We start from the raw sequence: 25,850 nt of genomic DNA, 5'->3' as shown, positions 1-25,850 counted from the left end.
GAACTGGCAACCGCATGCGGCGGCAGCACACCCGCTCGGCTAGCCCCAATCACGACTCCGTGCACGTCTGGGGCTGTCGCAGCCTGCAGCCCCTCATCCGTCGCGGCAGAGGGATCGCCCCCCCTCCGACCCGTCGATTGGCGCCACGGCCCCACAATCGGCGAAAATGCCCAGGCGGCGGCCCGAGGCTGGTCGCCAGCCGGCAGCCCGCTGTCGTCCTCACCTGCGTCCCTTTGTGCATTCCCGGCTGCCCGCCGTCCTTGCCACGGCCTGTGCCGCTTCTTCCGGATCTACCTTGAACACCACGACTCCCGCACCCCCGCCCACCGACGACCTGCCCCTGACCGACCGCCTGCGCGCCGCGCTGGATCTGCTGGAGGCGATCGAGGCCGACCGCAGCGTGCTCGACGCGTTGCCCGAAGCCGACCGCGTGCGCCTGCACCAGGTGGTGGCCAAGGTCTATCACCCCGAGCCGAAGGCGCGCCGGCAGCTGCTCAAGCAGCGCGAGCGCGAGCGGCATCAGGAGAAGGTGCGCAAGGCAGAGGCGCTGCTCGAACAGCGTGGTATCCGTGCGTTGCGGCGCAAGCCGGTGTTCAGCACACCGAACGTCTTCCCGCCGCACGCCGCTGGACTGCACGACGCCCACAACGGCGAGAACGCATCCGACACGCCGGAGCCGATGCATTCGCCCGAGCTGCGTCACTGCTATGTGTGCAAGCAGAAGTTCACCCAGCTGCATCACTTCTACGATCAGATGTGCCCAGCCTGTGCCGAGCTGAATTTCTTCAAGCGCACCGAAACCGCCGACCTGCGCGGCCGCGTGGCGTTGCTCACCGGCGGACGGGTCAAGATCGGATATCAGGCTGGCTTGAAGCTGTTGCGTGCCGGTGCCGAGCTCATCGTCACCACGCGTTTCCCGCGCGATTCGGCCGCGCGCTACGCGGAAGAACCGGATTTTGCGCAGTGGGGTCACCGCCTGCAGGTATTCGGCCTGGATCTGCGCCACACGCCCAGCGTCGAGGCGTTCTGCAGCCAGTTGCTGGCCACACGCGAGCGGTTGGATTTCATCATCAACAACGCCTGCCAGACCGTGCGCCGCCCGCCGCAGTTCTACGCGCACATGATGGCCAACGAAACCGCCGCACTGGATGCACTGCCGGACACCATCCAAAAGCTCGTGGGCCATTACGAAGGCCTGCGCACGCCCGAGCTATTGCGCGAAGCTTCGGCCACCGCGCTGCCGGCCGTGCATGGACGCGGCCTGGCCGATGCCGATGGCCTCACCCGCGCCGCCGAACTGTCGCAGGTGGCACTGCTGGACGACGAGCTGGTCGGGCAGGAGCACCTGTTCCCGGAAGGCCGTCTCGATCAGGATCTGCAGCAGGTCGATCTACGCGGACGCAACTCCTGGCGCCTGCTGATGGCCGAAGTACCGTCGGTCGAGCTGCTGGAAACGCAACTGGTCAACGCCATCGCGCCCTTCATCATCAACGCGCGACTCAAGCCGCTGATGCTGCGCACGCCCGAGCGCGACAAGCACATCGTCAATGTCTCGGCGATGGAGGGGCAGTTCTACCGCAACTTCAAGACCACCCGCCACCCGCATACCAACATGGCCAAGGCCGCATTGAACATGATGACGCGCACCTCGGCGGCCGATTATCAAAACGACGGCATCCACATGAACAGCGTGGACACTGGCTGGGTCACCGACGAAGATCCCGCCGACATCGCCGCGCTCAAGGTGCAGCAGGAACGCTTCCACCCGCCACTGGACATCGTCGACGGCGCCGCCCGTATCGTCGACCCGATCATCCACGGCGCCAACACCGGCGAGCATGTGTGGGGGCAGTTTTTGAAGGATTACGCGCCGACGGATTGGTGAGTGGTGGCAATACAGGCACGCGTCGCAGTGATGTGATGCGTGCCGGCGAGTCATGTTCGCCAACATCGTTTGGAAGCGAGCGCGCTTGCGGTTTCTGCTATTGCGCATCCACCGTAATAGGGCGGAGAGCACTGCCGCCGTAACTGCGCCCAGCCTTTGCGCCTGTGTCGCATCGGCCACGTCGAGTGTCCATCGCGCACAGATGGCGCCGGTATCCAGACGGGCGCGATGTCCCAAACCAACGCCGCAATCGGCTGTGTGCAGCGCCGGTGCAGGCGTCGCCATTGCGCTGCCGCATAGATCGAACCGCATCGCTTGCATCGCGCCGGCAATGCTCAGCGTCGCAGCCGCAACGCATCCTTATTGGCCTGTGCGCTTGCAAGCACATTGGCGGCGGCGATGACCTCATGCAGCTGCTGCCGGAACGCATCCACCTGCTCGGCAGGCACCTCGCCTTCAAAGCTGCCTCGGTCGAAGACTGGCCTGGCTTGCATGAAAAACCCGTCCCGTCCTTGAACGACGAAATTGAAGCACGCCAACCACCGTGGATCGGGATTGCTCGACAACTCGACCATCAGCTTGCTACTGGAGCGCCCTGTACTGCCGGGCGCGACGGAGACGGCTCGCGCCGTGATCTGGTTCCCACTATTCATGCCGCATGATCAGGCTCGACCTGTCGCAGTACCGTGATCCGCAGAACCGCGCAGAGCGCAAGCCCGGGTGATCGCAGGCACTTCACGACAGCGTCACTCGCGCCAGAGCCCAGGCCAGATGGCCATTCTCATGCACAGCTGGATCAATACCGCAGCGCGTCGACCGTCGGTTGCAGCGGCGCAAACCGCGCATTGCTGAAGTCATACAACAGCCGAACCACCTGCTCGCCGTCCTCCGGATAGCGCCGAAAATCGCTTTTGCACAGCCGATACAGGCCGCCGCCACGCGCAAACACCAGGTCGCCGCCATCCCAATCGGCCCAGTCGGTGCCGGGCAAGTCCGCCAACACGGCACCATCGCGATCCAGCACGCGGTGATCCAGCGCATACCACGCATCGTTCTGACGCCCCGCGGCATGCAGCCGCGATTGCAGCCGACGCCCGCCACTGCCGCCCTTCTCCCACACGCGCGGGCGCGTGAAGCGGTAGAGCACCCCGCTCCGCAGGCCGCCCCGCTCCACCTCACCGGCGTCGATCACCCGCCAACCATCGCGCTGCCGCAGCACGCTGTCGATCGGCTCGTCTTCGCCACCGCCAGACCATTGCCCGAATGGCCGTACCGTCATCGTGTGCTTCAGCTGAAAGCCTGTCGGTCGCGGAAACGGCTCGCGACCTTCCTGCGGGCGATGATTCAGCAGCAACGTCTGCTCATCTTCGAACGCACCGCCGCCGCCCCAGGCATCGCCCTTGGGCCAAAGCGCCAACGCCGTCAGAAACGGCGGGCGCGACAATGCCGTCCAGGTGCCGAAATAGCCTTTGTGCTTGGCCGCGAAATACACCAGCAACCGCCCCGACGGCGACAGATCGCAACGCCGCTCGTAGATGCGGCCCTTGAACCACTGTCCGTGCTCGAAGGTGTCGGTGGCGCGATCCCAGCGGATGAGCTGCACCTGCTTGCTGGGCCCACGCCGAAAGATCACGCCGGTGCGCGCCTCTCGCGCCAACAGCGCGTAGAGCCGTGTGCGCGAAGCCAGGCGATCCTGGTGGTGGGATGTCGGGTCCATGCTGGTGCCTCCGTGCTGCCTATCCTACGCAACCGTGCGACACCTGCGCCGCCCCTGTCCCACCCGCGGCCAGGGATCGCCCAGGGTTCCAGCGCAACGCAGCACCTGCAGCGGCCGCCTGGCCGACATCCCCACCCGCGCCCGCAGCTGATGCGGCAAAGCCTTGTCGCGCGTTTAGCATTGCTGCGTGCATCCTTGCTCGCAGACGCCTCGCCCCGTCGCCAGACGCAAGGAACCGCTTCTGATCACGCTCTCACGCCGCAAGCTTCTCGAGGCCGGCCTCATGGCCCTGGCCACCTCCACATTGCTCGGCGCCTGCACACCACAGGACACCGCCCTGCAGACACGTTGGACCCAGTGGCAGGCGAAATGGCGCTGGATGGAAGCCATCGCCCGCAAGCGCGACTGGCAGGTGACGCCGCTGCTGATCGCCCCGCCTGCGACCGAGCGTCAGCTACTGTCGCTCGAACGCCGTCACCACCTGCCGATCCCGACACAGCTGCGTCGCGTGCTGCGCGAGCTGTCGGCAGAGGTGAGCTTCGGCTGGTACGTGCCCTCGCACCTGCGCGCGATGGAGCAGCAAGACCTGCCGTCCATGAGCTGCAACCGCGACGCGGTGTGGAGCCTGACCCACATCGACACGATGGCCCTGCCCGTGTTTCTGGACTGGAAGCAGGAGCTGGCCGATCGCGACCTGTCCGAAGCACCCAACAGCCCTGCACTGTGGGAACACCAGTTCGCCTTCTACACCCTCATCAACGGCGACTGGCTGACCATCGACACCACGCACCCGGATCCCACCAGGCAACCGGTGCGCTATTTTTCGCACGAGCTGGAAATGCTGCACGGCCTGGCGCTGGCCCCGGATTTCTTCAGCTTCATCACCCAGATGTCGGCGTTAGGCATGGCCGGCACCGAATGGGCCTCGTGGATGCGCTTCGGCAATGGCCAGAAAAACGACACCTTCTACCTGGATGCCGGCAGCAACGGCGCCAAGGCGTGGCTTGCCTGGCTGGAGCGCGACCCCGCACAGCTCGACAACGACACACCGCCAGTGCCGGTATTGGAGCGCAGTGCGGCCGATCGCGCATTGCTGGACGCAGCACGCGCCAATTCGCTCGTCGGTATCGAGGCGGCATTGCTGGCAGGCGCCGTGCCCAATTGCACGCCGGACAGCGACTGGCTGAGCGAGCACATCGCGTCCGACCAGGAATTTTCCACCGCCATCAACTACGCCACCCGGCACGACAACACGGCCATGATCGCGCGCCTGCTCAAGGCCGGCGCAACGCTCAACACACGGTTGCTACCGCTCAATACGGCGGTCAAACACAGCACGCTGGCCACCGTGCGCTGGCTCATCGCCCACGGCGCACGCGTCAACGGCTGGGCTAATCAGCGCTATTGGCCGCTGCACGATCTGGTGGTCACCCGCGGGCCCATCGCCGCAATGACCCGCGCCCAATACCGTCAGCACCTGGTCGACAGCATCAGCATCGGCAGCCTCGACTCGCTGGATGCCACGATCGCCCACGCCAAGGATGCACAGACCCGCGAGCGCTATCGCGCCGCCAAGCATGCCCTGCAGCAAGCCAGCAAGGAGGCGGTGAAAGACGTGGACAGCAAGCTGCGCAACCACCTCAGCCTGCAGGACTATCTGGACATGCTGGAAGCACTGCTGGATGCCGGCGCCGACCCCGACGCACGCTGGGACAACGGCACCACCATGCTCGACTGGGGCGGTGTCGCCACCGCACGTGTGCTGTTGGCGCACGGCGCCGATCCCAACGCGCGCGACATCCACGGCACCACTCCGCTGCACACCGCCAGCACCGGCGAGAAAGTGCGTGTGCTGGTTGCCGGCGGCGCCGACATCAACGCGCAGGCCATCGCACAGAAGCCCGACGACTCGCTGCACTACACTCCGCTGCAATCGGCCTTGCTGTCCCACACGCTCGACGCCGATAGCCCCATCACCGCGCTGCTGGAACTGGGTGCGGACGCCACCCGCACCGCTGCCGATGGGCGTTCGTCGCTGGCCTATTGTTTCCAGCCAGACTTGGTCCGCCTGATCATGGCCAAGGGGCTGGACCCGCTCGCCCTGCAACCGGGCCAGCAAACCCTGTTGCATAACCTCACCTCCCATCACTGGTTACCACGCCACACGTTTCCAAAGGAAGTGGCCTTTCTCGACTTTCTGCTGAGCCGGGGCATCGACATCAACGCCCGCGACGCGCGGGGCCGCACCCTGCTGCACTACGCCGCCGAACAGGAAAGCAATGACGAGAGCGCGCCCAATTACGCGCTCGTGGTGGCCAGGGGTGCAGACAAGACCATCAAAGACAACGACGGCAAGCGCGCCGTCGATCTGCTTGCCACCTCGTTGCAGGCGGTGCGGGCGGCGTTGCGGTGATGTGCATCAAGGGTGATGGCAATGTACATCGCTCCATAACCTCCAGGACGCCACAGCAGACGCATGGACAGGAAAAACAAGATCTCCCTTCGGACAATGACATGCCTTGCATCTACGGTATTTTCCACCGCCATCTGCCTCGCGCAGCCGCCTGACGGCGCGCCCGAACCCGCAGCGATCTTGGACCACCCCGCAGCAAGCGTCGCTCTTGTGCCCGGCGAATACATCACCGAAAAGGGATGGGGGCATCTGCGACTGACCAGGCACAAGCAATCGCTACGGTTTTCTTTGGAAAGCACTAACGGCCAAGCCATGTGCTTTCTAGAAGGCGTGATCGATGGAAGCCAAGACATCGCCACAAGCGAGATGGGTCCCACGGATTGCAAAGTGCAGTTTACGGGCAACGCCGAAGGTATCGACGTGACCACCACCACGCCGGTCGAATGCAAGTCTTTGTGCGGCTATAATGGCGGTTTCGAAGCCCCCTACCTGCGGGCCATAGACGGCTGCAGCGGCAACTCCCTAGCGCGCGCACGCACGGCATTTCAGCAGCATTACGACTGCAAGGACTACAAGACGGCATTGGCCACCTTGTCCCCGGTACTGGCGCAATGTGCGCCGACACTGGAATGGGAAGAAGAGGGAGATATCCGCAATGATCTGGCAATCACCCAGTACAAGAACGCGCTCTATGCGCAGTGTCTGGAGACCTTGAATGCCTACGCGGAAGACGCAGCGACAGAAGACGAAGCGGTGATGGAGAACTGGCCACCGATCCCTGCGGACCGCTATCTGGCAATCGTGCGCGCAGCGCGAACCAATCTTGCCCTATGCAGGAAAGAGCTCGCCAGGCAAAAGACCTAAAGCATTAAATTCAACCGGCATTACTTCGAGCGCGGCTCAACGCTTCGCAATACCAAAACGCCCATGGCGCAATCTCACGTCTGGCGTCCGCAAATCCGCAAATTCGACCACAGCTTATCCTCCCTGCGCTGCGTTCTGAAACTCTATAGGCCCTTGATAACCCGGATACTTCTTCTTGATCAGGATGTGATCGGATGGCGTGACACAGCTGCCCTCAAGGGAATTACTCACATGTGCCTCATCCACAAAAAACTCCTTGTAAGGCAACGGCAGCACGGACGTTTCTCCGTCGCGATCGAACTTCAGCAACAGGCTGTCATCGCGCTCGAAGCACAGCGTCTTCCAAGGGAAATCGGTCAGCTTGCCGGCTTCGACCACAGCCGAATCCTTGCCGGCCAGCAGCGTCACAACATGCTCGGAAAACTGTTTTTTTGAGATCGGCGGCTCGGTCATGGCGCATCCTGCAAAGGTGGTAACGACCACTACGGCCGATGCCGAAACGTAAGAACGGAAGATAGCGAATGGCATACGGCGCGGCTCCTTCCTGCGGTAGAGCGATGTTTTACCAGAAGCGTAAGGCGCGCGCATCTTGGCAGTAGTCGCGACTCTTGCACCCAACAAACTCCAGACCCAGGCTACTGGGCGATTCATTGACATTCTGCTCAGACAACTACATTAAATTTGAGTAGTCACCGATCTGATTACAGATCTCTGAGAGTGGATCATCCACCTTGACGACTCTTCGCAATCCTTTATCAGACTTTCCTTTAGGATCCACGACATGGTAGACAAGATAGAACCCTTGTCGACTTTCCCAGAGACTAAACGTCGACATTTCGGAAAATCGAAAAACTCGTCCATTCGAATCAGTTGCCTCAAAGCTACATTCAGCATATGCACCGAATCCACAACTGGAATCCAGACGGCGCAGCCCCTTTCGCCCACCGAGATCAAAGCGATAAGACCGGCCGTTCTCGTCTTCGACAATCTGTGGCGTCACTCGCAGCGCCCGAGGTGCGCTTATGCGCTCCCAGTCCAGGACCTCTGAACACAGCGAGGGGCCGGACGGCTTATCCATACCAATTTGAGCGAACCTGTAAGTGCAACCGGTTGTAGCGAGCAACCAGAGCACGACGTACGTCAGCGAATTTTTCACCAGCTTCTCAGCCTCCGTCGCACTCAGTGAAAGCCGATACCGACGACATGAAATATCTCAGCGTGCCATTGATGGCCCCGTCTGGATAGCAGATTGCTGCGACTGCTCAAGCCCCTGCTGCTGTTCACGCGCCTGGGCCTGAGTCTGGTTGATTGCCTGCAGGCGGTCGAACGATTGGGCCTCTGGCGCCTGCACGGCGTCCACCGTCGGCATATGTGCACGCTGGTGTGCCGGGTCGTTGAGAGCACCCTGGACAATGAAGACCTTTTCGCCGCCGGCCAACTGCGTTGTCGAGTTGTTGAGCACGACATGGTCCACCCGCGACAGTCCTTCCCCTTTTGCCAACGCAAGCAGACTGGCCGTCATGCGTTGGCTCGATGCATCCCACTGCCTGTCATGCTGGGCGTCTAGCTGCGTCACGCCACCCTTGATCTGCTGGTAAAGCGGGTGGTCCGCATGGCCTGGCTGTGAGGGCAACAACGCGGTCTTCGGTGATGCCGGATGTGACTCAGATCCAAGTCCACCCTGCTTCACATCAGAAGTAGTGATGTCGCCAACGGCTCCGGGCTCCGGTCGCCCCTGTTTAAGCTTCCAGGGGACGATGTGTTTGTCGTAGTAATCGCCATAATATTGCTCGTATGTCTTACTTGGAGCGACCGAAGGTTGTTCCGTCTTGAAGACCTAGGCAATCTGGTTCAGTGCAGCATCGCGTGTGATGCGACCTGCCATTTGCTGATCTGCAATTGCCTCGTACTGCTGCGGCCTCGTGCCGCTCCCAGAAATACCGATATCCGGCCCCTGATGATTCAGAATCTCACGTCGGACTACTGCGTTACTGAGCGTTGCAGCTGCTTCGCCGCGAAGCATGTTGTTCACATAAGCTTGCTTGGAAGAATAATCTTTAGGCTCGGTGAACCCATGGTGTCCAATCTCGTGTGATAGTGATCTAGCGATTCGTTCACCTTTGCCAGTTGCGTTCTGATCAATCACTACTCTCTTACCTGGTTCCAGGTAGGTGCCTCCACCCGCGCCACCCCAATCAACGCCTATGCCATCGCGCTTGAACTGGGAAAGGCCCGCTTGGAGTGTAGGCGAAGAGTTAATTAAAGGCGCTAATGCTGGATCCTTCAGCGGAGAAGCCGGTAGCGCGCCACTGGATGGTGCACCTACCTGTCGCGGCTGTGGAAATTTTTCTTCTTCGTTACTTTCCATCACGCATTTCCCTTGCTTGATTGATCAAACTTTATCTCAAAGTTTGTTGATCGAAATATAGCTTAGGTGTGACTGATCTTCCGTCAGACCAAAAATGACTTTAGTGCCGTTAACTGTCATCTCCCAATACGCTCTGGAATCTCGCGCATCTGGCCGAGGCGGGTAAGGAATAGCATCCACCCAGGGAGCCTCCACAAAACTCGGCCCAGGCGGCGAGAAGTCGATAACCAACTTCCCACGTGATGGATCATCTGTTGCATTAATGAACTCAACACGCTGCAATTTTTCATCTGCCAGCACGCCTTGCTCGCTTACCCGAAGCTCTCTTTCTGCGTCTAACTGGCGTGGTCCGAACTGAGCTTGAAGCTGAGTACTGACGGCGGCGACATCCTGGAAGTCTGTTGCGATCAAACGATCGACGTCTTGTTTAAGGCGTTCCGTCACGTCTTTGCTCCTGGTTTCAGCGGAGGGCTTTGCAGCCGCTATGGCTAACTGATCGCGTGGAGTGCTCGGGGCACACCCCGCATGAAAGGTGCATAGGGCGAGCAGCGTAATCGGTAACAACGTTGCCCGAGGTGAGTCACTACGCTCGTTGTTACCTTGCCTGCCAAGGGATTCCCCAAGGTGAAGGGCCATCTCTTTAGATCCTGAGCTAAGAGTGTCGCTGAAATCTAACACGTCAATGATCTTGGATCAGGCATCGGCAGCAATCACTTCAAGTAGTTCTGAGGCTGCAAGGTCAAATCGCCTGCCGCGGCGTGCTTGCCGTTGGCATCATTCGCCAGCGCTGCGAGCGGCAAATGAATTTACTGATCGCGTGGATCATAGATGCCTCCCGCATGCGGGTCATTTAACGGTGCGAAGCCTTTCAACACCTTTTTCTGAACCGCCTCGTTGATGTGGCGGGTCAACTCGGGCGAATCGTTCAGAACCCGATTGAAGTTGTCCAGGTGCTCACGCGTGACACCTGGTTGCTGACTAAATGATGCCACCACGGCACTTGCTTCTTGGCTCAACATGTCCGCTCCTTGGACTAGCGAATTTGGACCCATTCGACGCATTGATGAGTGGCGCGCTCTGGGGGTGCGTCAGCTTCACCACGCGGGAAGAGCTCTACGCGCATCCCTGGGCGCTGGAAGATCTCACTCATCCATCGTCCATCCTCGACAAAGTTGCGCTGCCGCGAAAACCCCATTTTCTCTAGGTGTGCCGCAAACGTCTCGAATTCGATCTGGCAGATATCCGACATAGAGGGAGACGCTTCTGGCGGGTTAGGCAGGAACAGGAACTCGAACCATGCCCCCTTCACTTCGGTTTTGTTGACACCAAACCCGTAGTTCCAATCTCGGGTGAGCACTCCGCTAGCCCCGAACCGCCCGGAACCATCATCGCGATGCTGCACCGACTGGCCCATTGCTCGAGACACATGGTCGGCAGTGAACGACTCAATGCTGGCGCTTGTGCGAATCAGCTCCAGTACCCGCTCCAATGCTTCCTGCGCGGTCCGTGGTCCACTTTTGGAAGGATCTGCAGGTACGTGATCGGCTGAGGAACTCATGGCAGATGTCTCCGTGACGGTTGCCGGGGCGGGGGTGGCTGAGATATGGGCGCATGCGCCCAGAGTGAGGGTGGCGAGCAAGGCGTAGAGGGCGCGCGCGATCATGAAGCGTCCGTTGTGCGCTGGTGTGGCTGCGACGCTAGTGGCATCCGGCACCGAGGTCAATCGCAAGGCCTCTGGCAGCCGCACCATCATCGCCGTACGCTTTGCGCCTTGGCGGGCACCTCCACCGGCGGCAACAACTCCATCACCAACTGCCCTTCGCTGGCAGTGATACGCAGCTTGGTGCCGATGGCAAAGCCCAGTTGTTCCAGCCATAGGCCGCTGAGGCGGACGTGGGGCACGTGCTGGTCGCCGGCGTGGTCGTGGGCGCCGGGGTAATGGGTGTAGCTGACGGTGCATTGGCGCGGGCGGCGGGCGCGGCGGGGTGCATGCAAACGGCCGGGGCCTTGCGGCGTTGTGTCCGGCTCGGGCGGCAGCATCGGTGGCAGCTTGGTGCGCTCGGGTTCGACGATGACCCACTGCACCCGCTTGGGTGGCGCTGGGCGCGCACGTTGACGGGTGGGCCGTGCGGTGGCGGTGGCGGACGCGTTGGGTGGGCGGCGGCGTGTCATGGCGCCTCCGGATGGCGAGTGTTGGTGATGGGTGCAGCAACGCACTGCTGCAACGCCACGTCGATGCGAGCGGACAGGCTGCGCAAGGCCTGCGACAACACACCGGGTTGGCTGAGCAGCTGCTGCGCGGGATCGTCGCTGGCCTGCTCAAGGGCTGCGCGTGCGGCCAGCCGGCGCAGTACCTCGCCCACGTCCCGCAGCAGGCCGTGTGCGGAGGCTGGCAACAGATAACCCGGCACCGATGCCGGCGTGGATGGTGCGGTAGACATGGCAACGCCCTCCTGGAACAACCCAAGCACCGCCGCCAACGGCGACGGGATGTCGGGAGGTTCGAAACCGCTAGTAGCCGGCGGGCGTATTTCCCTTGCGGGTGTTGTATTAGCCGCCCTCCCGACGCAGGCATCGCGTCGGTTGTACCTGCGGGATGCAGGCACAAAAAACCCACCGGTTTGACGGAGGTGGGTACCGCTACTAGAGGAGTTTCGACGCTCCTTGGGCTTAGATTGCGAGCGCGAGGCGTAGCGTGTCAATAGCAACCATGGAAGAGACTTGACGCGCTTGAGTAGCGCTGGCGCGCTGTCGGCAGCTGAGGAATACTGACCATCACAGACGTATGTTGGACGCGCGATCGCCGAGGGAGGCTAGATGAGTTCAGTGGATGAAGTAGCGGCAGAACGCAGCGCCGATATCGATGGGGAAGCAATCACGCTCACAGACCCCAGCTTTCCCTCGCTATCTGCGGCGATGGCTCATTACGCACAGGTAACCGAACAGAGCCGCGCCGGCCCAGTCGAGCGCTGGAGCTTGGCGATTGGCTTGATCGGTGCGGGCGTCGGGATCTTGGCCGGTACTTTGCTAGATGGCAAAACTGGCGTTTCTTTGGCCGTTTTCGGTCTTGTCACTGAGTTGACAGGCTTTGTGGTCTCGGCAGCGCTAACCGTCAAGCGCGAATGGCCCGGGTTCCGCCGCCCCTATGCGGATCACGCAGACCTGATGGAGCGGGAGTTCCACCAGTATCAATCGATCGTTGCGTCGCTTCGAGGTTTTCCGTTGGAACAACGACGTCGACGCGAGGCATTCATGCGTGACCGTCGCACCAACATGCATGATCGTCTGGGATTGTTCACCGGAGGCATCGAGAAGCTGGGCTTCATGCCCGTCCTGCTTGCCCTGTATCTGCAGCTGAAAGACTGGCGCTTGGGCGACTGGACGGTACTGAGCAAGATCACCCTTATCCAGGGCGTGCTGGCCTTCACGCTACTGTTTGCCTTTGCGATGTCATGGCATCTCATTCGCCTACGTATACGCGTGCAGTCGTACGAGCAATTATTGGCTGAGGCGAACCGGCAAGATAGCGCTTCCAGCAAGTAAGCGGCCACCAAGAACGACATGCCACTTGTGGTGCAATAATGAGTAGCCACGCTTGCCGATGTCGCACCTTTGCTGGCTGCCATTGGCACCGATGTATCATAACTACTATTGCCTATCGTCCTATTCGATAAGCCACACCATTTGGATCCAGCAACAAAGGAATTGAGATGTCATCGACATTTGAATGGATAGATTTGCCAGCAGGTCGGGCCCGTTTTTCAGGTGGCATCCGGGGTGCTGACGAGCTTGGCCACGAAACCTTCGCCATTGAAATTGATGGTACGGAGTATTTTGGAGAGCTAAAGAATGATTGGCTTCCAGACCAAACCCATTATGACGTAGCAGTTGTTTCTTTTGGATTTTCGGTAGAGCTTCAGGTTGGGATGCCAATTACCGCCTGGTCAGTTCGCCCTTTCACCGATGAAGAGCTTGATTCTATAAAGACTATCATCATCCAGTTAATCCAGGCTGGCACTTCCTTTACGAAAAAGCCGCTGATCATCAGTGAAAGCGGAGGGGCGATATTCACGGGGAGGGTAATTTTTAATGAGAATTGGGCATTGATCAAGCCCACTGATCAGCCCGGAGTTCAGATATGAGCGACCACGCCGCCTCGATCTCTCTGATAGACAAAGCAGAATCTCTAGATGAAATATCTGAAATTGCAAGGTCGTATCCGGCGAAATCGGTTGATCAGGGCGGAATTCTTTACAGTCGTTGGGTCGGGGATGTCTCATCCGAGGTCATGGCGGTTGAACTTTCTGAAAAGACTGGACTTCCCATCATCAACGATACGCCGCGCGCCAAGTTCCTCATGGAAGCCAGGACTGCCATCGAGGAGAAGGCTTCCGAGATTTTCAGATCTCAGGGATTGCCTCCGAAGATGGCCAAGGAGTCTGCTGCGTCGTTCTTGTTCGGCGACCCGGCCGTTCCATCACAGCGCCCAACGTCCTTGTCGAAATGCCTCTGGGGAGAAGCCTCGCACGAATTCGCAAGCTCGCTGCGTGGAGACATCAAAGTAGTGGCTTCTGCTGCCAACCTGGAACGTGTCTTCGGTCAGGTTGAAGTGCCTGCTGTGCTGAACAACCCAAATGTCAATTCGCTGGGCGGTCAACCGATTCCCAAGTTGCAGGCACTGTACGCACAAGGTGGCGCAGGCGCTGTACTGCCGGAAGTGCAAACACACTTTATCCAGGCGGCACCCAAGGGCATCTTTGTAGCGCCAGAGAGCATCGGCTCAAAGATTGAAAAGGTTACATTTTCGCGTGAGTTCGCTGAAAGCTTAGAACTGCAGCAAACACACTTCAAGCCATCAGCAGAACTCAGTGCCTCCGGCATGGTCCGCGCACCGACCGGGCTGGATGCGCCAACCGTAGGCATTGCAGAGACCGCGCTCAGCGCAGAGGTGGCGGCATCGCGCAGGCTCTCTCCCGGCACCGTACGTGGGCTGGGCGTTGTGGGCGCAGCGGCGGCGGTCTACGACCTGGGCGGTACGGCAAGAAACACCGAGCGGCTGGACGCGCAGGGCAACAGCACTGCGGCCGATGCAGAGGTCACTCGCTACGCCACACGAAATCTGGGCACCTTTGGCGGGGCAGTGCTTGGCAGTAGCGTAGGCGCAGCGCTCGGCGTGGAGTCTGGCCCGGGCTTGCTAGTCACAGGTGCGGTTGGCGGCATCGTTGGCGCGGTGGGCGGCGACAAGCTGGCCGATGTGATCAATGATCATCGCATTTCCCATCAACAAGATGCGCAAGGCAATACGTGGCGCCTTGAGAATCACCAAGCCGGAGAACGGTGGGCGCGGGACGTCAGCACTGGTGAGGTCGATCCCGCTGCAGTCGCCTTTGGCGAGGCCGGCTTGCCGCTCTTCAAGACTCGGACCGAAGTTGCCACGCCGGAAGTGGCGGACTTACTGACCGTCAAAGCATCTCGTACGTCTATCGAGCTGGCACTCGGCTCGCCGCCGCAGAATAAAGATCCCTACACCCAACCCGCCAACGAGCACGACACGCGCAGCCTGCGCGAGTCACCGTGGGTGCACAACGCGAATACGCAGCAGTGGACGCGCCAGGTAGCCGATGGCTTGATCGATCGCACGATGAGCACACACACCGAAACGGCCAGCCCTCAGCGTGCGTCGCAACTCGATGAAGCTTCGCAGCAAATCATCAAGCAGAACGCGATGCACACGCCGGCAGCGATGGCCGCGCACTACAAAGAGACCTACGAGCAGAATGGCTGGGAGCGTCACGCCTACATGCCCGCCGCAGTCCATGACGCGCTGAAGCATCCCGGCCGGATCGTCGGCTCAGATGGCGACCTCTACGAACGTGGCAAAGACGGTCAATGGACCCATGACGGCATGCTCTGGGACAGCCAGGCCAAGGGTAATTTGAAGCAGGAGCTTGATGGAACCTATGCGGCCCAGACCATAGGCACACAGCGTACGGCTGCCCAGCCGGTGGCCCATGCTGCTGCTGAACCGATCAAAACGCTAGAGACGATCCATGTCACTGCGCCGAGGATGCAAAACCACCACAACGCGGGCACCTCTTCGAAGAAGACTCAGGAAGACACAGATGTACGCGGCCATGGCGCCCCAGCACGACCGCAAGCGTCAGGCCCGCAAGATCCGGATCATCCGGATTACACCATGTTGAGGCAGATCCGCGAAGGCGTGGCCAAGATCGATGAGAGCGTGGGCAAACCTTATGACGAGATGAGCGAGCGCGTCAGCCGCTGCCTGCTGGCGGCATGCAAGGACAATCGCGAGCGCTATCCAGACGCCGGCAATACCTCGCTCGCCGCCAACGCGCTGCAACGCGTGGACCACGTACTGATGGGCAAGAACGGCAACCTCGTCGCGATCGAAGGGCGCATCGACGACCCAACACACAAGCGCGCAGCTGTCTCTATCGACCAAGCAATTCATATGCCTTTGGAGCAGTCGGACGCAAAGCTACAAGCGGCCAACCAAGCGATCGCCCAAGAGCAAACGCAGATACGACAACAGGAATTGGCGCGAAGCCAGCAACAAGATACTCAGCAAGCGCCGCGTGTGAGTTTCTGATCGAAATGGATTCCACGACCTAGCATCTGACCAGTCCTGCCTCGCCCGTGTGTCGAGGTAGTAGGCAGCACCTTGCTAGACAAAAATCATCATAGGCATGAACACCAATCTAAAATCTCGCCTCATTTTGGCACATGGTTGCTTGCAGTATCAGCCTTGACTGCTTATACAGAAGGAAGCATGCGTTCTGACTACAAGAAGAACGATGTACAGCCGGTAAAAGTCGAAAAGTTAGGATCCAACTCACTCAACATCATTTACCATATGCCGGCAGAAAGTCTCTTTTATTCTCCAGGCGTTGATTTCGCAACGGACCGCGGCGTGTTGCGCATTGCCATCCGCAGATGTGGCACCAGTGATAAATGCGATGCCATGGCGAAAGCTGTCATGCCAATAGCCGAGCCGTGGACACGGAAAGTCACCGTACCGTATGCAGGCGGAAAGGTATTGGTGTTCTACGCAGACACCGAAGAGATTTTCACGCTTTAATTCAAAAGCCTGCGCTAACGGAGTCAGTTTTTTGCGGGGCGTCATACGCTAACGGGGTCAGGTTTACTTCCTACGCAAGTTTCAGGCTACAGCCTCAGTGTTTGGGAGGGTGATAGCGTACTTATCTTCCATGAGATTACCTACTTTGATTTGTGTCGGTAAGCGACCAGCAACTCGGATTGGATCGATGCCAACCGCGGCGGCTGGCCAAGCAGCCTGATGCTCAACTGATACTTGCCAGGCTGAATTCCTTGCGCCCATGCGAAAGCAAGCTGCGTGTAGCGACGCCCTGGAGATTCCAGACCCGCAGATTGAAGGGACGAGCTATCCACATCGTCCAGCCACACGCCTGGAACACGCCCGTCTGCACTCACAGCGATGGTCTGAGTGGGAACTCCTGGCCTCGATTCAACACGCACCAATGGCATGTTGGTTGCGCCGCTTGGTTCAAGCCGTTTCAGAACAAGCTTAGCGTGCAAGCCAGATCTGCGGAGCGCTTGAGCAGCTTCAAGAGACTTCAGAGCATCCTCGTCACCGACACGGATACCCAGGAAGAGTGTGCCAGTCGCATTTTTGCCAGGAGGCTGCACGTTGAATTCGACCACCATCGGACTGGTCATCTCCGCCAACTGCAACGGTCGTACGATGGGAACCTGTCCATCAGCCACAACGCGCGTTGGCACGTCCTGCGTCTGGGTTGTCTGTGCTTGGCAGCTTGTCAGCAGCGAGATGCCTGCGCAGACCAGAACACATAGCAGTAGTTGCCCGTATCGTTGCATATATATCCCTTCACTTTAAGCAAGACTAGCAAGCCGCGCGTCTATGGCTCTGCTTATTTATACACAGCTAACAGCGGTGAGGTTTACTTCCTACGCAAATTTCAGGCCGCGGCCTTGTCTTTCAGGAGGGTGTCCTCGCTATCAGCACCAATGCCTTGCTGCGAGTCTTGCCGGATGGTCAGACTTGCGCGTATCGACCTTCCCGGCATCCCGCAGCACATCGTGCAGCGGGGGAATAACCGCTTGCCGTGCTTTCTGGATGATGGCGACCGATTGCGCTACCTGCACCTGCTGCATGAGGCCCTACATGCCACAGGCTGCCAGCTGCACGCCTATGTGTTGATGGACAACCATGTGCACTTGCTTGCCACGCCACCTGCAACGGGACGGATCGGGCAGCTGATGCAGCGGCTTGGGCGCAACTACGTGGCGCTGTTCAATGGCCGCCACGGACGCACCGGCACGCTATGGGAAGGGCGCTACAAAGCTTGTTTGGTAGACAGTGCTGACTACGTCTTTCGTTGCTATCGCTACATTGAGCTCAACCCAGTGCGCGCTCACCTGACTGACGACCCAGCAACGTATCGCTGGTCCAGCTGCCCAGCCAATCTGGGACAGCGCGGGCACTCCGCACTGACGCCACATCCGTGTTGGCTTGCGCTTGGCACCGACTCGATTGAGCGATCCTACGCCTACCGCGCACTTCTCGACCAAGCCCCGTCCGACGAACTACTCGCCAGCATTCGTCTTCATCTACAACAGCAGCGAGCTCCGGGCCACGACGCCTTCCGCGCGATGATCGAAGCCTGGACTCGCCGCTTTGGGGCGTCAGGCCTGCTCATCGGCCACGGAAGCCAAGCGCTATCGACTGATAAGTGAACCTGACCCCGTTATTCCCTTGGCAGCGACCCGGTTGAGCGATGCAATGCCTACCGCGCGCTGCTCGATGAAGCCCTGTCCGACGGACTGCTCGCCAGCATCCGCCTTCATCTACAGCAGCAACGAGTTCTGGGCCGCGATGCCTTCCGCGCCATGGTTGAAACTAAGACCCGCCGCTTTGCCGGCGTCAGACCTGCTCATCGGCCACGGAAGCCAAGCGCTACCGACTGATAAGTGAACCTGACCCCGTTATTCCACCCCGTTATTCCAACAACAGCGCGTCCTTGGCAGCAGCGCCTTCCAAGCAATGGCCCAGGCCAAGACCCAACGCTTCGCCCGCGTCAGATCCGCACACCGACCACACAAGTCACTGATATCAAAAGACAAGTGAACCTGACTCCGTTTTTTTGGACCCCGTTTTTCGATGACGACTTGGCCCTGGCCTTTGCGCTGGGGGTCTTTGGGCTGTCTCGGCTTGTGGAGACCACGACGATCAAGATCGAGCTGCCACGCTGAGTATCAGCAACTGAGTCGGAATGTGATTTAATGCGTCGGCATACAACACGTACGGAAACCTACACCTTGGAACCCGTGAAACTCTCTCGGGAAGTGCTGGACTGGGCCACAGAACGGGCCGGCCTCACCCTCCAATCCTTCGCTGAATCCATCGCTAGTCGAGACGCTGAACGCAAACGGATAGCGGGCGGCGAGCTTACTTCCGCACAAGTGGCGAAGCTTGCGAAGAAAGCTAAGGTTCCTTTCGGCTACATGTTCCTGCCCGAGCCACCTGAGCTCAAGCGTCCTTCTATTCCTGACTTACGGCAGGTCCAAAACGCAATTCCTCTCAGCGATGACTTCTATGAAGTTTTAGAGGACGTGCTCACGAAACAGGCTTGGTATGTGGATTACTTGAGCGAGTCCGGAGCCAAGGCGCTGGAATTCATTGGAAAATTCGCGGGCGCCGGTATTCGCAAGGTAGGCGAAATAGTCGCAGACATGCGTGCTGTTATGGATTTCAAAGAGCGGGATCGTAGCGGTAGCGCAGATGCGGCCATTTACTTTTCGAAGTTGAGTGCGAAAGCCGAGGCAGCGGGCATACTCGTCATCAAGACTAGCTTTGTAAAGAGTGCAACGAGGAGGTCCCTTTCTGAAAATGAATTTAGGGGCTTCGCTCTTAGTCATCCCATCGCGCCTGTTGTGTTTGTTAACGGTCGAGACGCGGAAGTTGCCGCTGTATTTACTCTCATGCACGAGTTGGCGCATTTGTGGTTAGGGATATCTGGTGTCACGGATCTCATGCCGAAGCCCACTGCGAACACCGAAAGAGTATGCAACGCGGTTGCTGGTGAGTTATTAGTGCCGTCCACAGACTTCAAAGCTCGCTGGACAGGCGAAGAAAGCGTGGCCGTATTAGCCACTCATTACAGAGTTAGTCGTTTGGTCATTGCCAGGAGGGCTCTCGATCATGGGTTGGTGGATCAAGACTTCTACAACATGATCGCTAATGCCGCGCGCCCGCCCCGAACGGCGGGAACACCATCTGCACTTGTGACCATCCCTATCAGAAACAGCAAGCGATTTACGCGGGTGGTCGTGTCTGAGGCAATGAGCGGAAATACGCTTTTACGAGAAGCAGCAAGCCTGCTTAATGTTAGACCAGACACGGTTGTAGCTTTGGCGAAGGGGCGCGTCAAGAATGGCTAAGAAATTTATCGTAGATTCGAACGTATTTATCCAAGGTAAGAACTTTCACTATGACTTCGCCTTCTGTACAGGCTTCTGGGATTGGATCGAAGCTGGGTACAATGCGGGCGTAATCTTTAGCATTAAAAAAGTTCGCGAAGAACTTTTGAAAGGAAAGAAGGGCGACTTAGGTCGTGACTGGGCAATGAACATGCCGACAGGATTTTTCCTTGACGATGCGGGCGATCCCGCGGTTATGAAAAACTACGGCGATGTTCAAGCATGGGCGCTTAAGGATAAGCACTACCTTCAAGCGGCAAAGGCTAAATTTGCAAGCGCTGATTTGGCTGATGCATTCTTGCTTGCCTATGCAAAGACACATGGCTTTGAGATCGTTACGCAGGAGCTGTCTAATCCTGATAAGAGGCGGGAAATCCCCATTCCCGATGCTGCGATAAAGCTAGGCGGGATTCGAACCATCACGATTTATCAGCTTCTTACCGCACACGCAGCACCAACGTTCCTGTTCAAGCCCTAACCGCCAGGTTCTCAGCTGCTGAAAACCACACGGGTGAGGCTATCCGCTTTGCAACCGGGGAGCTGAGCAATGGGGACCATCGACTTTCGGGCCATACGGCCCTACCTGCCGGGCGTACTGTTGCTTGGCTTCGCCGCTGTGCTGGCGTTCGTGCTGGCGTTCGTGCTGGGGCCGCCGCTGGTAGGCTCGCTGCGAGCTTCTCCCTACTTGGCGTAGTTCGCCCCATTCGTGGCCGCTGTAGCGCCGCTGGTGACTGCTGGTGGCCTACTGCATTGAGGTGCTGTTGTGGCGCGCCGATCACGGTCGCGGATTGCCATGCGACGCGTGTGGCGGGCCTCTCGGCGCCGAGCGCGCTGGCCGTGCGAATCGGGGCGGCAGATATCGCAAGTGCCTCTGCTGCGGTCGTAACGTCAACCACAGGTACTACGATTACCTATAGTCAGTACGTCCCCATGCCCTTTGATCCACGTAGGTCTCCAGCAAGGATGGATATGTGAGAAGCCTGCTACTAGGAATTGCAGCTTCAGCTCTGCTGGCTGGGTGCGAAGGCCACGGCGGTGGCGGCGCTAACGGCGGCGCTAACGGGGTCAGGTTCACTTCCTAAGTAAACTTCAGGCTACGGTAGGGTGCCAGAGCTTGCTGATGCGCGAGCACAAGACGCAGCGCGAAAACCGACCTCTGAGCCGCGCGACCTAGTACATCACGCTGGCATTGTCTGCCGATTCCGGCAGCTGCGGGTAGTTGTCCATCAACACAAACGCGTTAACCCGCGTAGCAAATCAATTGCAAGCCGATTAGTCAAGCCAACCTACAGCTGTTGTTATGCACCAATCAATTTCACCGTATATTCAAGAAGTTCCTATATGACGGATGAATTGACCATCTTATATTACTCTTTCTATTTTCAATCGACTTAAAAAGATCTGGATCGTCGGTGAAATGAGTGAAGTTTTTACCTCCGTCTTTTATGCATGAGATAATGCCAATCTTAAAGATGAAATTTGCCAAATCCATTGGCTCTCGATACATCTGACCGTCCACAACGGGGATATTTTCAGGCGACCGACCTCTAATGAAGTTAGCCTCAATCACTGCAGATATTTCGCTAAATGTGAATTCTTTCGCAGTCGCCCTAAACGCATCGATCAGCTGCTCAAGCTCACAGAACTGATGTAAATGTTCTTTTATTAGATCATCCCGCCTATGCTTACCAAATTCTTCCAGGCTATATCTAATATGCTCCATGTTAATTTTAGTACTTGCATTATTTTTGCGAGCTTCAGAGGCTGCCATCCGACAAAGCTGTCCCATCCACCGAGGGCGCCTATTAGAAAAAGCACCTATAGCCTCAAATATTCTTGCACTAGGATCCCCTCCCCACGCTATAGGTGAAATAAAAGCCTGATCCATTATCTTATTGTAATCAGCCTTGATACTATACTTCGCCTCATCGCAACCTGGATGCCTTCTCTTTATGTATGAGAGAATTCTATTTGCGAGAATGTCTCGCATATTTTTCTTTGTCCAGAATATTTCAAATATATACTGCTCAGCTTTATCCAGATCCTCAAGATGCCTTAAGCAGGACCACACATCACTTCGAACAGTAGCTCTGATTCTAATATTTTTTAATTCGAAGGCTAGGGACCTGATTGCACTGAAAAAGGATCCCACACGAGCCTGATATGCTTGGGTATTCTGATATTTCGCATCAATGTCATCGACCAAAACCCAAACATCCGAATTGCCGCTGGATTCTTGATAATTCTTCAGCAGATTGCTTAAATCACGGGGGATTGAATTTCTAAGCTCCACACTTAGACCCGGTAACTTTCCAACAATTCGAGCTATCAAGCCACCGACAATATTTTTACTTTTCAACCCCTCGAGCTCGGAAGCCTCAACAATAGAAATCTCGTCGCTAGACATGGCAAAACCGATGCGCCTGCCAATTTCCAAGATTATTCTTTTACATATGATCTGCTTCCAGTATGTCTCCAGATACGCTTGATCTTTCCCCTCAAAATCCCCCAAACCCAGGAGATCATTACCCTTAGCACGAACTATAATCGGCTCGTACGAAGCCTCACTTTGCAACCTGTGCTGCAATCTCGCTAGGAGCGCTGATTTTCCCATGCCCTTCCTTGCGCTAACGATGCTGAGCGCCTGGGATTTATCAAAAAAGTCACTAAAATCCTCATGCTCAACGAAGTACGAGTTAAGAATTTCAGGATTTTCATCTTCCCCCGCCTCATTTCCAAAAAGATCTTTGTCCTTAAGATTCAAGTAAGGCATCAATAAAAACTCCTTGTCGGGGATTAAATCCAAATAACCTCAAAACATCGGGCTTGATTTAATTTAGCTGGGAGCATAATCGAAAAGCGGCCCGCAGGCCGCTTTTTTTCACTCCTATGTAATATCAAACCCCAACAGGATTCGCCTTCTCAGGATCAATCTTGTACTGCTTGATCGCCCGGGCCACATCCTTGCCCGTCATCTTCCCGTCCTTCGCCAGCGCCGCAATCGCCGCATGCGCGATGTAGTAACGGTCGACCTCGAAGAAGCGACGCAGGTTGGCACGCGTATCAGAACGACCGAACCCATCCGTGCCGAGGACGGTGTAGGTCATCGGGACGAAGGCGCGGATCTGATCGGCGAAAGCGCGTACGTAGTCGGTTGCGGCGATGGCCGGGCCCTGGCGGCCTTCCAGCAGCTGGGTGACGTACGGCTTGCGCTGTTCGGCTTCCGGGTGCAGGCGGTTCCAGCGTTCAACGTCGAAGCCGTCGCGGCGGACTTCGTTGAGGCTGGGGCAGGACCAGATGTCGGCGGTGACGCCGAAGTCCTTGTTGAGCAGTTCGGCCGCAGCAATGGCTTCGCGCAGGATGGTGCCGCTGCCCAGCAGCTGCACGCGCAGCTCGCCCTTCTTGGGCTTGCCGGCGTCGGTGAGCAGGTACATGCCCTTGATGATGCCTTCGGCTGCGCCGTCCGGCATGCCGGGGTGGGCGTAGTTCTCGTTCATCAGGGTGATGTAGTAGTACTCGTCGATCTGGTCTTCCATCATCGACTTCATGCCGTGCTGCATGATGACGGTGACTTCGAAGCCGAAGGTCGGGTCGTAGCTACGCACGTTCGGAATCGAGCCGGCGATGACCTGGCTGAAGCCGTCTTCGTGCTGCAGGCCTTCGCCGTTGAGCGTGGTGCGGCCGGCGGTGCCGCCGAGCAGGAAGCCGCGCGTGCGCATGTCCGCTGCCTGCCAGGCGATGTCGCCCACGCGCTGGAAGCCGAACATGGAGTAGTAAATGTAGAACGGCAGCATCGGCACGTCGGACACCGAGTAGCTGGTGCCGGCGGCCATCCAGGAGGCAATCGCACCCGGTTCGCTGATGCCCTGCTGCAGCACCTGGCCGGTCTGGTCTTCGCGGTAGTACATCAGCTGGTCGGCATCGACCGGCTTGTACTTCTGGCCGAACGGGGCGTAGATGCCGATCTGGCGGAACATGCCTTCCATACCGAAGGTGCGCGCTTCATCGGCCACGATCGGCACGATGCGCGGGCCCAGTTCCTTGTCGCGCAGGGCGATGTTGAGGCTCTGCACGAAGGACATGGTGGTGGAATAGCTGCGCTCGCCGCTGTCCTTGAGCAGGCGCTCGAACTTGTCGAGCGTGGGCGCGACGAAGGACTTGCTGGCCTTGGGACGGCGCTGTGGCAGGAAGCCGCCCAGCACGTTGCGGCGGTCCTTCAGGTACTGCACTTCCGGGGAATCGTCGCCGGGGTGGTAGAACGGCACCTGGCCGTCTTCCAGCTGGGCGTCGGTAACCGGAATATTGAAACGGTCGCGGAAGTGCTTGACCGCCGCGTCGTCCAGCTTCTTGGTCTGGTGGGTGGGGTTGAGCGCCTCACCGGCCGAACCCATGCCGTAGCCCTTGACCGTCTTGGCCAGGATCACGGTGGGCATGCCCTTGGTGTTCACGGCCTGGTGGTAGGCGGCGTACACCTTGTGCGGGTCGTGGCCGCCACGGTTGAGGCGCCAGATGTCGTCGTCGGACAGGCCGGCGACCATGGCCGCGGTCTCCGGGTACTTGCCGAAGAAATTCTCGCGGGTGTAGGCGCCACCGAAGGCCTTGCAGTTCTGGTATTCGCCGTCGACGGTTTCCATCATCAGCTTCTTGAGGACGCCGTCGGTGTCCTTGGCCAGCAGGGCATCCCAGTAACCGCCCCACAGCAGCTTGATGACGTTCCAGCCGCCACCACGGAACACGCCTTCCAGTTCCTGGATGATCTTGCCGTTGCCGCGCACCGGGCCGTCCAGGCGCTGCAGGTTGCAGTTGACAACGAAGATGAGGTTGTCCAAGCCTTCGCGGCCGGCCAGCGCGATGGCGCCGAGGGTTTCCGGCTCATCCGACTCGCCGTCGCCGATGAAGCACCACACCTTGCGGTCGGACTTCTCGATGAGGCCGCGGTTTTCCAGGTAGCGCATGAACTGCGCCTGGTAGATGGCGGCCAGCGGGCCCAGGCCCATCGACACGGTGGGGGTCTGCCAGAACTCGGGCATCAGCCACGGGTGTGGGTAGGAGGAGATGCCCTGGCCGTCCACTTCCATGCGGAAGTTGTCCAGCTGGGCCTGGCTGATGCGGCCTTCCAGGAAGGCGCGGGCGTAGATGCCCGGCGCGCTGTGGCCCTGGACGAACAGCAGGTCGCCCGGGTGGCTGTCGGAGGGCGCACGCCAGAAGTGGTTGAAGCCCACGTCGTACAGCGTGGCGCTGGAAGCGAACGAGGCGATGTGGCCGCCCAGGTCACCCGGCTTGCGGTTGGCCCGCACGACGGTGGCCATGGCGTTCCAGCGGATGATCGAGCGGATCTTCCACTCCAGCGCGGAGTCGCCGGGGTTCTTGGCCTCGTTGGCCGGAGAGATGGTGTTGACGTACTCGGTGGTGGGCGAGAACGGCAGGTAAGCGCCGGCGCGGCGGGTCTGTTCGACCATGCCTTCCAGCAGCTGATGGGCGCGCTCCGGGCCTTCGACGTCGATGACGGCCTTGATCGATTCGAGCCACTCCTGCGTCTCTAGCGGGTTCGGATCGTTGTGCAGCACTTCGTTCAACCAGTTCATTAGCGCTCCCGGGGGGACACACCCCGCGGGTGTGTCGACATCGTGAATTCGTGAACCCCCAAGTGTACCGCACGCACCTGTTGGCATTCCTCGCTACGGGTGCGTATGGAATGGGATGGTGTGTGCGTGCGTGGGGGGATGGCGGGTGCTGTGCACACGGGCGCGGCCGGTGTACGACCAAAGGATGAGGGGCCATGGGCGGGTGATGCGCACGCGGCCGTTGCCGCTCGGGTCCAGGCGGAATGGACTCGCACAGGTGCACGTGTTTGTAGGAGCGCACCTGGGCGCGACGGGCTTTGCCGGTAACGCCACCGTCGCGCCCGGGTGCGCTCCTACGGGTGTGCGGGATGGCCGCGGTCTGCTGGTGCGGCAGGCTGGCGTCGGTAGAGCGTTGGGCCATCGGTATTGGTGAGCAGCTACCGTCGGTGCAGCGTTTGCGCCGCTCAGCTGGGTACGCGTGCAGGCCCGCCCAGCCCGTAGGAGCGCACCTGGGCGCGACTGTGGCGTTACCGGTA

At 59.0% G+C, this 25,850-nt stretch carries 23 protein-coding genes and 1 pseudogene; 11 read left to right on the top strand and 13 right to left on the bottom strand.

Annotated features, from left to right (window positions below; translation table 11 throughout):
- The first annotated feature begins 295 nt into the window (after positions 1-295).
- Entirely contained in the window at positions 296-1,885 is a 1,590-nt protein-coding gene (locus tag VC212_RS04075; protein ID WP_323514398.1) for an SDR family oxidoreductase, read from the top strand.
- A 335-nt stretch (positions 1,886-2,220) separates the two neighbouring features.
- On the opposite strand, the gene VC212_RS04070 is transcribed toward VC212_RS04075, so the two are convergent.
- Together VC212_RS04070 and VC212_RS04065 are read right to left on the bottom strand one after the other, a co-directional pair.
- On the bottom strand, positions 2,221-2,538 hold the full coding sequence (locus VC212_RS04070) for a hypothetical protein (protein WP_115512671.1): 318 nt from the start codon (positions 2,536-2,538) through the stop codon (positions 2,221-2,223).
- Between the two features lie 143 nt (positions 2,539-2,681).
- Positions 2,682-3,602, bottom strand: coding sequence for a hypothetical protein (locus VC212_RS04065; RefSeq protein ID WP_323514399.1), 921 nt, complete (start codon positions 3,600-3,602; stop codon positions 2,682-2,684).
- A gap of 283 nt (positions 3,603-3,885) precedes the next feature.
- Here VC212_RS04065 and VC212_RS04060 point away from each other — a divergent pair, with 283 nt between their 5' ends.
- Together VC212_RS04060 and VC212_RS04055 are read left to right on the top strand one after the other, a co-directional pair.
- Complete coding sequence (locus VC212_RS04060; RefSeq protein ID WP_323514400.1) at positions 3,886-6,015, top strand: ankyrin repeat domain-containing protein; 2,130 nt, start codon at positions 3,886-3,888, stop codon at positions 6,013-6,015.
- Positions 6,016-6,078: 63 nt separating this feature from the next.
- Positions 6,079-6,879 carry a hypothetical protein gene (locus VC212_RS04055; protein WP_323514401.1) on the top strand — a complete coding sequence of 267 codons (801 nt, stop codon included), beginning with the start codon at positions 6,079-6,081 and terminating at the stop codon, positions 6,877-6,879.
- Positions 6,880-6,993: 114 nt separating this feature from the next.
- Here the strand turns inward: VC212_RS04055 and VC212_RS04050 are convergent, their stop codons facing one another.
- The 8 genes and pseudogenes from VC212_RS04050 to VC212_RS04015 form a co-directional block, all read right to left on the bottom strand.
- Positions 6,994-7,332 (bottom strand): hypothetical protein, encoded by a 339-nt coding sequence (locus tag VC212_RS04050; RefSeq protein ID WP_323525943.1) that lies wholly within the window; start codon positions 7,330-7,332, stop codon positions 6,994-6,996.
- A gap of 760 nt (positions 7,333-8,092) precedes the next feature.
- Positions 8,093-8,515 (bottom strand): annotated as a pseudogene (locus VC212_RS04045) (XVIPCD domain-containing protein); the annotation flags it as partial.
- 201 nt (positions 8,516-8,716) lie between these two features.
- Positions 8,717-9,247, bottom strand: a complete 531-nt coding sequence (locus VC212_RS04040; protein WP_323514403.1) for a hypothetical protein — start codon at positions 9,245-9,247, stop codon at positions 8,717-8,719.
- A 36-nt stretch (positions 9,248-9,283) separates the two neighbouring features.
- On the bottom strand, positions 9,284-9,691 hold the full coding sequence (locus VC212_RS04035; protein WP_323514404.1) for a hypothetical protein: 408 nt from the start codon (positions 9,689-9,691) through the stop codon (positions 9,284-9,286).
- Positions 9,692-10,053: 362 nt separating this feature from the next.
- Positions 10,054-10,266, bottom strand: coding sequence for a hypothetical protein (locus tag VC212_RS04030; protein WP_323514405.1), 213 nt, complete (start codon positions 10,264-10,266; stop codon positions 10,054-10,056).
- A gap of 14 nt (positions 10,267-10,280) precedes the next feature.
- Positions 10,281-10,910 carry a hypothetical protein gene (locus VC212_RS04025; RefSeq protein ID WP_323514406.1) on the bottom strand — a complete coding sequence of 210 codons (630 nt, stop codon included), beginning with the start codon at positions 10,908-10,910 and terminating at the stop codon, positions 10,281-10,283.
- A gap of 86 nt (positions 10,911-10,996) precedes the next feature.
- A complete protein-coding gene (locus tag VC212_RS04020) occupies positions 10,997-11,419 on the bottom strand; it encodes a SymE family type I addiction module toxin (RefSeq protein WP_323514407.1) in 423 nt (140 codons plus the stop codon).
- The gene (locus VC212_RS04015) at positions 11,416-11,688 is read right to left on the bottom strand and encodes a hypothetical protein (RefSeq protein WP_323514408.1); all 273 of its coding nucleotides are present in this window, start codon (positions 11,686-11,688) and stop codon (positions 11,416-11,418) included. The genes VC212_RS04020 and VC212_RS04015 overlap by 4 nt, the downstream gene beginning before the upstream one ends.
- A gap of 376 nt (positions 11,689-12,064) precedes the next feature.
- On the opposite strand from VC212_RS04015, the gene VC212_RS04010 reads away from it, so the two are divergent.
- The 4 genes from VC212_RS04010 to VC212_RS03995 all read left to right on the top strand — a co-directional run bounded on the left by VC212_RS04010 (position 12,065) and on the right by VC212_RS03995 (position 16,349).
- Positions 12,065-12,790 carry a hypothetical protein gene (locus VC212_RS04010; protein ID WP_323514409.1) on the top strand — a complete coding sequence of 242 codons (726 nt, stop codon included), beginning with the start codon at positions 12,065-12,067 and terminating at the stop codon, positions 12,788-12,790.
- A gap of 167 nt (positions 12,791-12,957) precedes the next feature.
- The gene (locus VC212_RS04005; RefSeq protein ID WP_323514410.1) at positions 12,958-13,389 is read left to right on the top strand and encodes a hypothetical protein; all 432 of its coding nucleotides are present in this window, start codon (positions 12,958-12,960) and stop codon (positions 13,387-13,389) included.
- A complete protein-coding gene (locus VC212_RS04000; RefSeq protein ID WP_323514411.1) occupies positions 13,386-15,860 on the top strand; it encodes an XVIPCD domain-containing protein in 2,475 nt (824 codons plus the stop codon). Before VC212_RS04005 ends, VC212_RS04000 begins: the two co-directional genes overlap by 4 nt.
- Before the next feature lie 180 nt (positions 15,861-16,040).
- On the top strand, positions 16,041-16,349 hold the full coding sequence (locus VC212_RS03995) for a hypothetical protein (RefSeq protein ID WP_323514412.1): 309 nt from the start codon (positions 16,041-16,043) through the stop codon (positions 16,347-16,349).
- 140 nt (positions 16,350-16,489) lie between these two features.
- Here VC212_RS03995 and VC212_RS03990 read toward each other — a convergent pair whose 3' ends face one another.
- Positions 16,490-16,969, bottom strand: a complete 480-nt coding sequence (locus VC212_RS03990; protein ID WP_323514414.1) for a hypothetical protein — start codon at positions 16,967-16,969, stop codon at positions 16,490-16,492.
- A 333-nt stretch (positions 16,970-17,302) separates the two neighbouring features.
- On the opposite strand from VC212_RS03990, the gene VC212_RS03985 reads away from it, so the two are divergent.
- The 4 genes from VC212_RS03985 to VC212_RS03970 all read left to right on the top strand — a co-directional run bounded on the left by VC212_RS03985 (position 17,303) and on the right by VC212_RS03970 (position 20,444).
- Positions 17,303-18,007, top strand: coding sequence for a transposase (locus VC212_RS03985; protein WP_323514415.1), 705 nt, complete (start codon positions 17,303-17,305; stop codon positions 18,005-18,007).
- A gap of 591 nt (positions 18,008-18,598) precedes the next feature.
- Positions 18,599-19,711: an ImmA/IrrE family metallo-endopeptidase gene (locus VC212_RS03980; RefSeq protein WP_323514571.1), complete on the top strand. Its 1,113-nt coding sequence runs from the start codon at positions 18,599-18,601 to the stop codon at positions 19,709-19,711.
- Positions 19,704-20,228: a DUF4411 family protein gene (locus VC212_RS03975; RefSeq protein ID WP_323514416.1), complete on the top strand. Its 525-nt coding sequence runs from the start codon at positions 19,704-19,706 to the stop codon at positions 20,226-20,228. The genes VC212_RS03980 and VC212_RS03975 overlap by 8 nt, the downstream gene beginning before the upstream one ends.
- A 69-nt stretch (positions 20,229-20,297) precedes the next feature.
- Positions 20,298-20,444, top strand: a complete 147-nt coding sequence (locus VC212_RS03970) for a hypothetical protein (RefSeq protein ID WP_323525942.1) — start codon at positions 20,298-20,300, stop codon at positions 20,442-20,444.
- Between the two features lie 621 nt (positions 20,445-21,065).
- Here the strand turns inward: VC212_RS03970 and VC212_RS03965 are convergent.
- Together VC212_RS03965 and aceE are read right to left on the bottom strand one after the other, a co-directional pair.
- Positions 21,066-22,523, bottom strand: coding sequence for a hypothetical protein (locus tag VC212_RS03965; protein ID WP_323514417.1), 1,458 nt, complete (start codon positions 22,521-22,523; stop codon positions 21,066-21,068).
- A 124-nt stretch (positions 22,524-22,647) separates the two neighbouring features.
- Positions 22,648-25,335, bottom strand: a complete 2,688-nt coding sequence (gene aceE, locus VC212_RS03960) for a pyruvate dehydrogenase (acetyl-transferring), homodimeric type (protein WP_055853017.1) — start codon at positions 25,333-25,335, stop codon at positions 22,648-22,650.
- Positions 25,336-25,850 lie beyond the last annotated feature (515 nt).

This window comes from Xanthomonas sp. WHRI 8932A (assembly GCF_035012785.1).
Lineage (GTDB): Bacteria > Pseudomonadota > Gammaproteobacteria > Xanthomonadales > Xanthomonadaceae > Xanthomonas.
The sequence above is the reverse complement of the archived record's forward strand: the minus strand, read 5'-3'. Positions and strand labels throughout refer to the sequence as shown.

What these genes read in the sequence shown, in the direction of transcription:
- VC212_RS04070 (WP_115512671.1), bottom strand. Translation starts at nt 2,538, where the DNA reads ATGAATAGTGGGAACCAGATCACGGCGCGAGCCGTCTCCGTCGCGCCC.
- VC212_RS04065 (WP_323514399.1), bottom strand. Translation starts at nt 3,602, where the DNA reads ATGGACCCGACATCCCACCACCAGGATCGCCTGGCTTCGCGCACACGG.
- VC212_RS04060 (WP_323514400.1), top strand. Translation starts at nt 3,886, where the DNA reads ATGGCCCTGGCCACCTCCACATTGCTCGGCGCCTGCACACCACAGGAC.
- VC212_RS04055 (WP_323514401.1), top strand. Translation starts at nt 6,079, where the DNA reads ATGGACAGGAAAAACAAGATCTCCCTTCGGACAATGACATGCCTTGCA.
- VC212_RS04050 (WP_323525943.1), bottom strand. Translation starts at nt 7,332, where the DNA reads ATGACCGAGCCGCCGATCTCAAAAAAACAGTTTTCCGAGCATGTTGTG.
- VC212_RS04040 (WP_323514403.1), bottom strand. Translation starts at nt 9,247, where the DNA reads ATGGAAAGTAACGAAGAAGAAAAATTTCCACAGCCGCGACAGGTAGGT.
- VC212_RS04030 (WP_323514405.1), bottom strand. Translation starts at nt 10,266, where the DNA reads ATGTTGAGCCAAGAAGCAAGTGCCGTGGTGGCATCATTTAGTCAGCAA.
- VC212_RS04025 (WP_323514406.1), bottom strand. Translation starts at nt 10,910, where the DNA reads ATGATCGCGCGCGCCCTCTACGCCTTGCTCGCCACCCTCACTCTGGGC.
- VC212_RS04020 (WP_323514407.1), bottom strand. Translation starts at nt 11,419, where the DNA reads ATGACACGCCGCCGCCCACCCAACGCGTCCGCCACCGCCACCGCACGG.
- VC212_RS04015 (WP_323514408.1), bottom strand. Translation starts at nt 11,688, where the DNA reads ATGTCTACCGCACCATCCACGCCGGCATCGGTGCCGGGTTATCTGTTG.
- VC212_RS04010 (WP_323514409.1), top strand. Translation starts at nt 12,065, where the DNA reads ATGAGTTCAGTGGATGAAGTAGCGGCAGAACGCAGCGCCGATATCGAT.
- VC212_RS04005 (WP_323514410.1), top strand. Translation starts at nt 12,958, where the DNA reads ATGTCATCGACATTTGAATGGATAGATTTGCCAGCAGGTCGGGCCCGT.
- VC212_RS04000 (WP_323514411.1), top strand. Translation starts at nt 13,386, where the DNA reads ATGAGCGACCACGCCGCCTCGATCTCTCTGATAGACAAAGCAGAATCT.
- VC212_RS03995 (WP_323514412.1), top strand. Translation starts at nt 16,041, where the DNA reads ATGCGTTCTGACTACAAGAAGAACGATGTACAGCCGGTAAAAGTCGAA.
- VC212_RS03990 (WP_323514414.1), bottom strand. Translation starts at nt 16,969, where the DNA reads ATGACCAGTCCGATGGTGGTCGAATTCAACGTGCAGCCTCCTGGCAAA.
- VC212_RS03985 (WP_323514415.1), top strand. Translation starts at nt 17,303, where the DNA reads ATGGTCAGACTTGCGCGTATCGACCTTCCCGGCATCCCGCAGCACATC.
- VC212_RS03975 (WP_323514416.1), top strand. Translation starts at nt 19,704, where the DNA reads ATGGCTAAGAAATTTATCGTAGATTCGAACGTATTTATCCAAGGTAAG.
- VC212_RS03970 (WP_323525942.1), top strand. Translation starts at nt 20,298, where the DNA reads ATGGGGACCATCGACTTTCGGGCCATACGGCCCTACCTGCCGGGCGTA.
- VC212_RS03965 (WP_323514417.1), bottom strand. Translation starts at nt 22,523, where the DNA reads ATGCCTTACTTGAATCTTAAGGACAAAGATCTTTTTGGAAATGAGGCG.
- aceE (WP_055853017.1), bottom strand. Translation starts at nt 25,335, where the DNA reads ATGAACTGGTTGAACGAAGTGCTGCACAACGATCCGAACCCGCTAGAG.